Origin of the sequence: Enterococcus sp. C53 (assembly GCF_040887425.1) — a bacterium.
Taxonomy (GTDB): domain Bacteria; phylum Bacillota; class Bacilli; order Lactobacillales; family Enterococcaceae; genus Enterococcus_B; species Enterococcus_B hirae.
In genome coordinates, this window is sequence record NZ_JBFOFT010000003.1 from 318,175 (window position 1) to 330,189 (window position 12,015).

Genomic DNA, 12,015 nt, shown 5'->3' on the forward strand with positions numbered 1-12,015 from the left:
AAAACCAGATCAATTACGTTATAAAAGAAACATACTAAGATGAGTGGGTAAGGTATTCCGTCGAATATCTTGCCCACTCATCTTAGTATGTTTTTGTCTTTCTCAAATGGCTCAACTCTAATAATCTGAAGCAACAATTGATTTCGGGTCGTTATTTATAGATTTTAGATCTGAGTATTATGCTGTTTTATTTAAAATAATCAACATTTATATTTTAAAACAATATTATATGTAGTATAATATGTTGTGAAAGAAGATATTGTATAAAAGAAGGTGAAGGAATGCACATCCAAGTTCCAACGATATTACTTGATGGCACGGTATTAGCTGCATTGAGTAAAGAAGATATGTATGGCTATGCGTTGACTAAAATCGTACAGGAAAGCCTGTCGGTAAGTGAGTCAACGATGTATCCCGTCTTAAGAAGGTTAAAAAAAGAAGGATTTTTAGATACTTATGATGAACCCTTTGAAGGAAGAAATCGTCGATATTATCAATTAACACCAGCGGGGTATAATCGGTTAGAAGATATTATTGATGAGTGGATCGTCTTTCGAGATTCCTTAAATCGATTATTGGAGGATAATAAACATGAATGAATATTTAGATGAGGTAATAGAGGAAATCCAAGAGATTCCTGAAGATGACCGATTCGATTTGATTCAATATTATGAAGAATATTTTTTAGATTCTGGCAAAACAATTGATCAAATCATTGAAGAATATGGTACGCCTAAACAGTTTGCGCTTAAATTGAAAATCAATTATTTCTCTGAACAAGATGATTCAGCAACAGATGAAGTCAACCCAAGAAGTTCTAAACGACAAATTCGATTGATTTGGATGATCATGATTGGCTTATGTGCCTCCCCTCTGTTGATTCCTTTGGCGATTGGTTTTGTTGCAGTGATCGTGGGGTTATTATGTCTATTAGTCGCTTTGCTGGTAGGTGGTTATGTCGGTTGTATTACTGTTTTAGGGCTTGGATTATTTTCAGTTGTTTCGGGTATTGGTGTGTTGGGGCAGTCGATAGAAAGTGGATTATTTTACGTTGGATTAGGGCTATTCGCTACCGGAACTGTCGTCTTCTGTGCGCCGCTCCTTCTGAAAATGACAAAATGGATATTTAAAATGATGATGAATTTTGTGAAGTGGGTTGGACGTCGTTTTGTAACGAGACGTGCGATTCATTCGTCGAAGTTATAAGAAAAAGAGGTGTGAAGATGAAATTAAAATATTTTTTAATGGCTGGTCTAGGCTTGATGGTTAGTGGTGGCTTACTTGCCGGGACAACCTATGCGTTTGGGACGCACCGAAGCCTTGCTTGGGAAAATGGCCCTCAATTGGTCGAAATGAAGCATGACTCACAAGTGATATCGACAAAAGAAAAAATCAACAAAATAGTGGTCAATGCACAATACCAACAAGTTGAGATCAAACGTGGCAAAAATTTTGAAGTTAACTCTACGTATGAAAAAGCAAGTAAACCTCAAGTCACTACTAAAGGAGATACTTTGACGATTAACGGAAGTGGTCGTGAACAAAACGTCTTGTTTCATGTAATGAATAACACATCCAAAATCACTCTGACAGTTCCTAGCGAACTTCCTTTAGATCAACTTGTGTTAGAAGGAGAGCAAGGACAACTTTTATTAAATGACGTAGTGAGTGAGAATGTTTCCGTTACAAATAATGGTGGATACATTACATTTAATAAAGTTGATGGAAAAAAAGTCAAAGTAAATTCTGTGCAAAGTTATGTAAATATTGATAATTCAGATATTTCAAACATCGAATTGAATGCCAAGTATGGGAATCTATTCTTAAATGGATTCAAAAATACCCAAGGAACAGTTATGTTAGAAAATTGCTATGTAGACTTTCTTGATAATGGAGAGATTGGATTAGATATTGATCTATTAGGGATGTCAACTGTCACAAAAAATAATGAAGAATTACCAATCAAAACAGTGATCAAAGGAGAAAACAATATAAAAATCACTGGTTATGATAGCAGTGTGGTGATAGCTGACGAAAACCATCAATATGATGTTTAAAAAGGATAAAGTCTGTCATTAAGAGTAAGTAAAGAGAAATAAATCGAAGAGGTTCAAAGATAGGTGCAACTATTTTTGGAACTTTTCGATTTTTTGATTAAGCGATTTTTTTCAAAAGATTTTGAATGACGGTCGTTGATTATGGATGATGATCCACGTAAAAGTTTTTTTCGAATAACAGTTTATTCACATTTAGATAACGATTTTACATCTTTTATCTCGGATAGGTTAGCTAATATAACAGACATGACTGTTAGGATGCTAAGACATCGGGCAGTATCATGGGGAATAACGATTTTTTTCATCGCTTAACTTACAAATCTGTAGTAAAATAAGAGAAAATAGAGAAAACACAGCTGAGATAATAAGGTGGAAAAATAGATGAGAATAGATGAAGCGAAACGAGAAGAGCTACAGTTAGAAATAACAAAATTACATAATTATCTCACGGAACTTAATCATAAATATTATGATACAAAAAAAGAACGTGTGATGATCGATTACCCGAATAACTCAGAAGGTCGGCAATTAGAACAAGTTTACAATGAAGTATTCCATCATTTATTGAAAGTAAAGAGGGAATTAGACTATTACTCTTTGCCGATTTTAGATACAGGGATCTTAAAGTACGACGAAGAAAAAGAGCGTTTTGTGTTCAAATCAGTTCGAGAGAATTTGATTCTTTCTGCAGGAATTGATTTAGAGATTTTAGTGGAAGATTATTTTACTGAAGAAAAACATTGGGTACGCACAAGGTTAGAATATCTACCCCAAACTTCCGGAGGACCACAAGTGAGTGGTTGGTATATCACAGAAGATAAGGAATTAGAATTAGAGGGAGTGATGGCACGGATTAGAAAGAAACCAATCATGTAGGAATGGTCTAAGAAAGGAACTAAGTGATGAGTGAAAAGAAAGCGGTTTATGTAAATGGGTATATTGGATTGATCGGTTTGGTGTTATTAGTTGGTATCGGCGGCTTCTTATTCTATTTTGGCATGACAAGTGGAGCAATCTTCCAGACGGTCATGGGTTTCGTTTGTTGGTTGATTGCTATTGCACTACTAAGCTCCGCAACGGTTGTTAGTCCCAACCAAGCAAAAGTTATTTTGTTTTTTGGACAGTACATTGGGACGATACGAGAAAGTGGGTTTTTCTTAACGGTTCCGTTTGCACAAAAAATCAACTTATCTTTAAAAGTACGAAATTTTAACAGTTCGGTTTTAAAGGTGAACGATCTAGACGGCAATCCCATCGAAATATCTGCCGTCGTAGTCTTTAAAGTTGTTGACACGGCTAAGGCGTTGTTCGATGTGGCGTATTACCAAGATTTTGTTGAGATTCAAAGTGAGACAGCGATTCGTCATATTGCCAGCCAATACCCTTATGATACTTTCAATGAAGAAGATTTGACTTTGCGAGGCAATACGACTGCCATCTCTGATGAATTAGCCAACGAGCTACAAGAGCGGTTATCTGTTGCTGGGGTCGAGGTGATTGAAACGAGATTGAATCATCTAGCTTATGCGACTGAGATTGCTAGTGCAATGTTACAAAGACAACAAGCAAAAGCTATTTTATCTGCTCGGCAAACGATCGTTGAAGGAGCAGTTACGATGACACAAATGGCATTGGAACAAATTGAAACAGGACAAGAAATCAATTTCACAGATGATCGGAAAGTCCAATTGATCAATAACCTACTTGTTTCGATTATTACAGATAAAGGAACACAACCAGTCATTAATACAGGGACAGTGAAAGAAAAATAGCCATTATTGAGTAAATATCGTATGATTGTAACGAATTTTTCAACTGTATTTTTTCTATAATAGAACAGTAGAGTAGTCAGAGACTGAGCCAAAACTCAGTCTTTTTTAGTATTTCTAAAAACGAATAAACGGTGTTCAAGAAGCAACTCCTCAACAATAAGCGATGATTTTCTAAAATATGAGGAGCTATTTTAAAAAATCCTCTCTTATTCGCTCGGAGTTGAACGCTTCTTTCACAGCCTCTTGCTTTAAACGGTGTTCAAACATCAGCTCCTTGAAATAAGCCTGAATTTTTCAAAACATGAGAAGCTGTTTCAAAAAATTCTTTCTTATTGTCATCAGAGCTACCCGATGTTTTCACGACCTCTGATTCACGGCGTTCAAAGAGCTGACCTCTTGTTCACGGTAAGATCAAAGCGGCATCTTCAAAAAATTTGAGAAGCAGTTTTCGGAAATTCCTTCTTATTTCTTGATGCTAAACACTTTTATCTCAACTTCTTTTTATAAAATTCATCAAACTATTATCTAAATAAAAAACGATTCGATTCAAGCTTGCGGATCACTCTTTTGCTTTGTGATAGATAAATGACAATATTGAAAGATATTTGACAGCTAAATCAAAGGTAAAATACGGTCTTTTTTTTTATAATTGCCCTATCATATGTGAAAGAAGGAGAGGAAATGAAGAAACTACTGGTCGGGATTGGCATTTCCATTGCAGCGTTGGTATTAGGTTCGGTAGTTTTTATCTTTGGGGGCCTAAAAATTGCGGATCGAATGATCATGGGTGGCGATAGCTACTATGTCAAAATTACGACAGATGGAGAAAAAGAGGAAATAAAAGATAATCGTAATGAAATAACCATCCAATATAAATATACTCTTCCCGGATATGATGAAAAGGGAAGTGAAAAAATATTAACATTTAATGGACAAAAACCGCGTCCTTTAAGAAAAGGAGCCTATTTAGAGATTACATGGAATGAAAAAAAAGGTGTCACTTCTTATGAAGAAGTTAAACAAAACGATATACCTAAGTTAGCACAAGAAAAACTAAGTAAAGGATAGATGAAAATGGAAAAAATTGTTGAGGTTCAAAATGTAACAAAAATCTACGGTAAGAATAATGAGAAGAAGACACAAGCCTTAAGTGGGATTAGCTTTACAGTAGAAAAAGGAGAATTTATCGGAATCATGGGGGCTTCTGGATCTGGTAAATCAACGTTGTTAAATATTTTATCTACATTAGACAAACCCACAGACGGAAATATCCGAATCAATCAAAACGATGTAACAAAGTTAAAAGGAAACCAATTAGCAGACTTTCGTGCGAAAGAGATTGGCTTTATTTTCCAAGATTTTAATTTACTAGAAAACTTAACTGCACAAGAAAACATTGCAGTACCACTTTCCTTACAAGGCGTTAAACCTAAAGAAATCAAGCGACGGGTCAAAGCAGTAGCAGAACGTTTATCGATTTCTCATATCATGGGAAGTTATCCTTCTGAGATTTCAGGTGGTCAAAAACAACGGGTAGCAGCAGCTCGTGCCTTGGTTACACAACCAACGATCTTATTAGGTGATGAACCGACTGGAGCTTTAGATTCTAAGAGTGCGCGTGATTTGCTAGATACGATGAAAGAATTGAATCAAAAAGATGATGTTTCAATTCTATTAGTAACACATGATCCGTTTTCTGCTAGCTACTGTGAACGAATCTTATTTATCAAAGATGGCGGTATCCACGAAGAAGTCAAACGTGGCGAACAAAGCCGTGATGAGTTTTATCGTCATATTTTAACGATCTTAGGAAATCTAGAACAGTAAGGGGAGGAAAAAACATGCTTTGGAAATTATCGCTTACTGGGATTAAAGGGCGTTTAAGAGATTATATTGTTTTATTTTCAGGTTTGGTTATGACTTCAGCTATTTTTTATATGTTCGAGTCAATCGCAAGCAATGAAGCGTTTTTAGAAAGTAATTCTACCGTTGGATCAACTGTTTTAATTTTTCATTTTGGCTCGGTATTATTAGCAATCATTACTTTTGTATACATCCTTTATGCTAATTCATTTTTAATGGCGATGCGTCAGAAAGATTATGCAATGTTTATGATGTTAGGGGCTAAGGGCAGAAAAATTGCACAAATGATTTTTACCGAAACATTTGTTGTGGGTGCAACGGCGACCGTCGTTGGCTCTGCGATTGGTGTAGGGCTAACAAGTATTGTGGAACGAATACTCGTTGAACAATTAAACATTTCAATTACACATTTTACACCATTTAGTGTAAAGGGTATTCTGATCACTCTTTTCTTTTTTGCTGTTTTGTTTTTATTAGCAGCAATCACCAATGCTTTTTCAATTGTGAAAAAGCCAATTCTTACATTGATTCGTGCGGAAGCTACACCAACACGAATGAAACAAAATAAATTTTTATTTTTACTTGAAGTTGTATTAGGGGTTGTTTTATTAGGCGTTGGTTATTACGTTCTATCAGAAATTGCACGTATTGGATTGTCTGGTTTAGGGATTTCTCTCGTAACGATTTGTCTGGGAACCTATTTCATTTTCCATTCAGTGATTATTTTCTTCTTGTCTTTACTGAAAAAATCAGAAGGTATCTCATTGAAAAAGTTGAACAACTTTACCTTATCACAATTAAGCTTTAGGATTCGGGACTATACGCAAATGCTTTCAATGGTAGCGATCTTATTTGCTTTAGCTTTAGGAGCGTTAACGGTTGGTTTAGGATTCAGAAATCAAATCTCCGCATTGACCAATTCATCAAACGCTTATGATTTAGTTCTAAACAATGCACAAAAGATTGACCAAGGAAAAGTCGGAGAACTAAATCCAACGTCAAATAACATCTATGCCCAAAAAGAAGATGAACAATACGTTTATTACAATTATGATGAATGGGAAAAAGAGCCGCTTAGATATATTGCATATAGTGGGAACACTTTTGCGGATAACAAAGTAAAGACAGCAACTGCTGAAGAAATCGCAAATTCAAGTGATTTGCAAGAGACATTAAGACAAAACGAATTACCTACGCAACAAGCGAAGGGAATAAAATTAGTTCGTGCAAGTGAATTCGATCAATTAGCGTTGCCAGAAACAACGTTACAATTAATTACAGTCAAAGATTTTGAAGCAAGTTTATCAGGTATCGAAACATTAGTAAAAGAAAATAATCAAGTCAATCCAGAGTTGAAAGATTACCAAGCCATGAGTGGACAAAAATATGAAATGTATCAACAAGTGAATGGTATTTTCTCAGGGATGGAATTTATGGGCTTCTTCCTAGGAATTGCGTTCTTAGCGATGTTAGCAAGTTGCTTGATGTTTAAGATTCTTTCAGGTAGTAAGAGTGACATTGGTCGATATACGATGTTAGAAAAAATCGGTGCGACTCGTGGCTTATTAAGACAATCGATTCGACGAGAAATTGGTGTTTTATTCTTAGCGCCTGGTATTTTAGGAGCGATCCATGTCTTATTTGGTTTAAGACTATTTGAATTTTTAATGAATGATCCATATCGTGATGTGTTGATACCATTCGGAATTTTCTTTGTCATGTACTTTATTTACTATGTATTGACTGTTTGGTTATATACAAGTATTGTTTTGAAAAGAGAGAAATAAAAATACTCTAAATAGGTGAAATTGGTTGGTTTCATCGATAGCACTTGTTAAAGAGACGAAAAAGAAGCATTGGTTCATCTGAGGTATTGAACTAGGCAATATCAGCTTCTGGAGGAATAAATTGTTCCATATGGATTACTGAAGTGGTTTGATGGACGATCCAATAGTTAAACAAAAGGCACACTCCTTTGATTTTTGTTCGTTACTTGAATCTTACAAGGTTGTGTGCTTTTTGTGTACGCTAAAACAAGAAACATCTGAGACATCACACGTTCACTCTAAACATGAATAAGCCGGAGAAGAGACTGAGACAAAACTTGTCTCAACCTCTTCTCCGACTTGTTTTCAGAGCTAGACACTTCTGTCATAGCTTTTTTTAAGTTAATCTACTCCACGATGGATGGATGATCGCTAAGTTTTTCAATAAAGGAATGGTATCGGCTTTGACTTTAATGACAGTCGTTTTTGGAATTTCTCTGGCAGATAGTTGCAAGTACAATTCCCAGTAATTTGGTGTTTTCATTGTAGAAAGATATTCTGGTTTTTTCGTAATTGTTTTTAAAGACCAAGTGTCTACGTCAACTAGCGACATCTCATTTTTATCCCAAGACACAGGTACTACCAAAGGTTTTGAAACGTTTTTAACTTTGGTTTCTTTATTATCTTCTTTTTTCGGTTCATCGTATTTAGTTAAATCATACGATTCAATGATCGTATTCAATTTTTTGGCGTATTGTTTATCTGTAGCATAGCGGCCTTCCAGATACTTCGTTGCCTCTTTATAACTTTTGGCTTCAGATTTCCAAGTTGGTTTGTAGAAATCTTTGTTATTGGACAACCCGCCTTTGATCAATTTCGCATAGTCTTCTAAGCTTTCTTTATAAGAAGGGTATTTACGGAAGGTTGCATGGATTTGGTAATTTGCACCGTTGCTGTCTTGTTCCAAAGTATTGAACAAAACACTTTTTCCTTCATAAGTTCCTTTTATGCCAAACAGATTATAGTTTGGTTCACTTGCCAACAAACTATTGCCAGAACCACTTTCTAAAATCGCTTGAGCCATCATAACAGAAGCGTAAATGCCTTCTTTTTGACCAATTTCTTGCGCGCTTGTAGCAATTTTTTTCAAAAACTGATCCGTTGTTTGATTTTTTGTAAAGTTGAATGAATCATTTAAACCATCTAAAATCGACTGGTTTTTCAGTTGGTCAGTCACGCTTGGTAGACCTGCGATATTGACACGTACTGCAAAATCTGGTCTGAAATCAGCAATTGAAGTAATCCGAACTTTGTCACCTGGTTGAGGGGCATGAATAAATTGTCCATTACCAATATAAATCCCAACGTGGTGAGTGACACCTGAGGAAGGTCCCCAGAATACTAAGTCACCTGGTTGTGCTTGATCTATTGGAATCTGTGTTCCAGCGTATTGTTGTTCACCTGTCCATCCACCGATATAATGACCAGTAGCTTTCATGTAAACATAATAAGCTAAACCCGAACAGTCAAATGTACTTGGTCCTTTTGCTCCCCAAACGTAGGGTCTGCCTAAATATTTATAGGCTTCTTTCACGATTTCTTTTTGAACTGCTGTCGTGTTTGTTGGTAAAGTTGTTTCAATCGGTGTTTTGCTGACAAAATCGGAGGACCCGTCTACAGGATTTTCAATTCCTGCCTGTTGACCTTTATTTTTGTCATTTATTTGGTGATTGGAAGAATTATTGGTATTCGCTGAAACAACTGAATCGTTACTGGTTGACGTTGACGGTTTCGATTGTTCTTTTGAACTATCAGTTGGTTTATTTTTATCTGTGCTAGGTTTCGTTGTATCATTAGGTTTTGTCGTTTGAGAAGAATCTTGAGTATTTCCAGCTGAATTAGTCGTATCCTGAGTAGAAGAGTCTTCAGATGGAACAGTTGGTGTGTTGAATGAAGCAGTCAATGATAGATCCATTACACCAACGACAAAGAATCTTTTTTGATAATTCACTTCTTGGGCACCATTTACTTGGAAAGAAAGTAATTTTTCACCTTTAGGAGGGGTGATTTCATAGAACACTTTCGTTCCTTCTTTCAACCCACTGACCGTGCCATTAGGTTGGATGGTCAACTCTTTTTCTTCTCGAGGGGCGCTACTGATAACAGACAGCTTAATTTTCCCCAGTAATTCGGGATTAACTGTCAGTGTATGTGTCGCAACTTCTTCCGCAGGTTTCTCAGTTGATTCACCTGTTTCAGTCGTTGATGATTCACCCGTTGAGCCAGTTGTGGCTGATGAATCTGTGGTGGACGATTCAGTTGTGTCTGTACTTGATGCTGTTGAAGTTACAGAATCACTTCCCGAAACAAGTGAGCTACTTGTAGTTGTTGGTTGGTTTTCTGTTGCAAAAACAGCTTGAGTCGATAAAATCGTTGGAGCAATCAGCCAAGATGCAGCAAGTAGGCGTATTGCTTTATTTTTGTTCATATGCGGTACTCCTTTTCTTTTTGCTTGTGACGAGTCTCTATGCTCATGCAACTGTTGTTAATACATAACAAAGATCTGATTTTTTTGATTAATAAGCTACGATTCTTTTTTCTAATAAGTCGCTTCGCTTTAATATTTTAATTATTCTGCATGCCATTAATTTGTTGGGGGAGAACAAATTTGGGGGAAATGGTCATACTACTTAAATTGTACCAAAGGAGATAGATTTCTACAAAATATTTGTAAAAATAACGACCGTAAAAAACAAAAAAAAAATAAAACACAAAAATACTTCATCATGTTTTATTTTTTTCTTCATAATTTATTCACAAATGCTACTTACACGCTTAGTTGAAGCTCTTTTTTTCAATTCTACTGGTAATAATTTTTCGCTCCATTCTTTTTCAGGCGACTGGATACGGGCTAATAATAATTGAGCAGCAGATTGTCCTAATTCAAAAATTGGTTGAGCGATCGTCGTTAATTTTGGTTTGACATATTCACACATATCCACATTATCGTATCCAATCACACTATAATCTTCGGGGATTTTCTTTCCATGTTCTTCCAACCCACGATAAATACCAAAAGCGAGCTCGTCGTTTAAGGCAAAGATTGCGGTCGCAGAGGAATTAAGAATCGTTGGAACGACCTGGTACCCACCATTTTTAGAAAAATGAGTAGGTAGTAACAATAAATTGTCGTGCGAGAGCTGATAAAAATCTAGTGCATGTTTAAAACCCTCGATCCTACGATAGACGTTTTCAGGGGGATTTTGTGGATAAACGAGCGCAATGGATTGGTGACCTAAATGAAGTAAGTGTGTACCAGCCAAGTATCCTCCACGAAAATCATCTGTGCTGATCGCATCACTAAATCCTTCAGCCTTTTTTTGATCCAACACAATAAAAGGTCGATTTTGTTTCTTAAGATTTTCATTGATTGCTGTAGTCGAAACAGCGGAAGTAGCTATGATAAACCCATCGACTCCTCGTCGTGCTAATTCGGCTAAATACTCAATTTCTTTTTGATGGTCAGAATCAGCGTTACATAAAATCGTCACGAAGTTTTGTTTGTATAACACATCTTCAATTCCACGCATTAGCGTATTAAAAAAAGGGTTGGTGATATCCGGCACGAGGACACCGATCGTTTTTGTTTCTTTCGTAATCATTTGGCGAGCGACATAGTCAGGTTGATAGCCGAGAATGTCTTTTGAAGCAAGCACTTTTTCAACTGTTTTAGCGCTGAATTTTTCTTCATTACCATTTAAAATCAATGAAACAGTGGCAATGGAAACACCAGAATGTTTTGCCACGTCTTTAATCGTTATTTTCTTTTTCTTCATTCTGATACTCCTATCTGACGGTTACTTTTATTTTCCCATGGAAAACCAGCAATGTAAATGAAAAACAAGGCGTGTTTGGTTCCTTTATCTGGCTTCTTCGATTGCTTGAAGGATTTCTTTGGTTGTACGCACTCGTGCTGTTTTTGGAAACATTTTTTCAAAAAAGAGCGTATGAAGTTCTAGATCTCGATCACTACAACCATCTTCGATAACAATAACATGGTAACCATGTTGAAAAGCATCTAAAGCGGTGGCATAGACACCGTTTGAAGTTGCTACACCTGAAAGAATGAGCGTATCGATCTTTCTTCGACGAAGTTGGGCATCTAAAGACGTTCCAAAAAAAGCACTTGGATTATGTTTAGTGATCGTGAGTGTGTTTTGTGTTCCTTTGGTGGTAGGTTCAAGTAATAAATCAGTAAATTCTTTAGGGGGGGTATAAAAAGCACCTGCTTGTGCTCGGTCATTTTTAGCACTCAAATACTGAAAGCTGGTAATATCGACATTGACTAGTATATTCCAAGCAGGTGTATGCTTTAACTGCTCAGCAATCAGTTGATTGTTTGAGAGGATGGTGGTTGCATCATAAGGGAATAATTGCCCAGAATTCACAATTCCTTTTTGGAGATCGATTGGTAAAAAAGCTGTTTTTGCTAATTCGAGTGGAATAGGTGATTTTGTAGTAGTCATGGGTTTTCCTTCTTTCAATGAATAGATCGTT

11 protein-coding genes are annotated in these 12,015 nt (G+C 36.2%); 8 read left to right on the plus strand and 3 right to left on the minus strand.

What is annotated here, in order from left to right; all coding sequences use genetic code 11:
* Nucleotides 1–281 precede the first annotated feature (281 nt).
* The 8 genes from AB3I42_RS06460 (at nucleotide 282) to AB3I42_RS06495 (ending at nucleotide 7,479) form a co-directional block, all read left to right on the plus strand.
* The gene (locus tag AB3I42_RS06460) at nucleotides 282–599 is read left to right on the plus strand and encodes a PadR family transcriptional regulator (RefSeq protein WP_010736935.1); all 318 of its coding nucleotides are present in this window, start codon (nucleotides 282–284) and stop codon (nucleotides 597–599) included.
* Complete coding sequence (locus AB3I42_RS06465; protein WP_034866751.1) at nucleotides 592–1,206, plus strand: DUF1700 domain-containing protein; 615 nt, start codon at nucleotides 592–594, stop codon at nucleotides 1,204–1,206. Before AB3I42_RS06460 ends, AB3I42_RS06465 begins: the two co-directional genes overlap by 8 nt.
* 17 nt (nucleotides 1,207–1,223) lie before the next feature.
* Nucleotides 1,224–2,057, plus strand: coding sequence for a DUF4097 family beta strand repeat-containing protein (locus AB3I42_RS06470; protein ID WP_181914281.1), 834 nt, complete (start codon nucleotides 1,224–1,226; stop codon nucleotides 2,055–2,057).
* Between the two features lie 381 nt (nucleotides 2,058–2,438).
* Complete coding sequence (locus AB3I42_RS06475) at nucleotides 2,439–2,933, plus strand: DUF5348 domain-containing protein (protein WP_010720238.1); 495 nt, start codon at nucleotides 2,439–2,441, stop codon at nucleotides 2,931–2,933.
* A 26-nt stretch (nucleotides 2,934–2,959) separates the two neighbouring features.
* Nucleotides 2,960–3,829: an SPFH domain-containing protein gene (locus AB3I42_RS06480; RefSeq protein ID WP_034699254.1), complete on the plus strand. Its 870-nt coding sequence runs from the start codon at nucleotides 2,960–2,962 to the stop codon at nucleotides 3,827–3,829.
* Nucleotides 3,830–4,510: 681 nt separating this feature from the next.
* Nucleotides 4,511–4,897, plus strand: a complete 387-nt coding sequence (locus tag AB3I42_RS06485; RefSeq protein WP_010736939.1) for a YxeA family protein — start codon at nucleotides 4,511–4,513, stop codon at nucleotides 4,895–4,897.
* 6 nt (nucleotides 4,898–4,903) lie between these two features.
* A complete protein-coding gene (locus AB3I42_RS06490) occupies nucleotides 4,904–5,656 on the plus strand; it encodes an ABC transporter ATP-binding protein (RefSeq protein WP_010720235.1) in 753 nt (250 codons plus the stop codon).
* A gap of 14 nt (nucleotides 5,657–5,670) precedes the next feature.
* Nucleotides 5,671–7,479, plus strand: coding sequence for an FtsX-like permease family protein (locus AB3I42_RS06495; RefSeq protein ID WP_368022383.1), 1,809 nt, complete (start codon nucleotides 5,671–5,673; stop codon nucleotides 7,477–7,479).
* A gap of 376 nt (nucleotides 7,480–7,855) precedes the next feature.
* On the opposite strand, the gene AB3I42_RS06500 is transcribed toward AB3I42_RS06495, so the two are convergent.
* The 3 genes from AB3I42_RS06500 to AB3I42_RS06510 all read right to left on the minus strand — a co-directional run bounded on the left by AB3I42_RS06500 (nucleotide 7,856) and on the right by AB3I42_RS06510 (nucleotide 11,984).
* Nucleotides 7,856–9,946, minus strand: coding sequence for a glucosaminidase domain-containing protein (locus AB3I42_RS06500; RefSeq protein ID WP_181914282.1), 2,091 nt, complete (start codon nucleotides 9,944–9,946; stop codon nucleotides 7,856–7,858).
* Between the two features lie 322 nt (nucleotides 9,947–10,268).
* Complete coding sequence (locus AB3I42_RS06505) at nucleotides 10,269–11,294, minus strand: ribose utilization transcriptional repressor RbsR (protein ID WP_010720232.1); 1,026 nt, start codon at nucleotides 11,292–11,294, stop codon at nucleotides 10,269–10,271.
* Nucleotides 11,295–11,378: 84 nt separating this feature from the next.
* Nucleotides 11,379–11,984 (minus strand): cysteine hydrolase, encoded by a 606-nt coding sequence (locus tag AB3I42_RS06510; RefSeq protein ID WP_034867134.1) that lies wholly within the window; start codon nucleotides 11,982–11,984, stop codon nucleotides 11,379–11,381.
* Nucleotides 11,985–12,015: the final 31 nt, after the last annotated feature.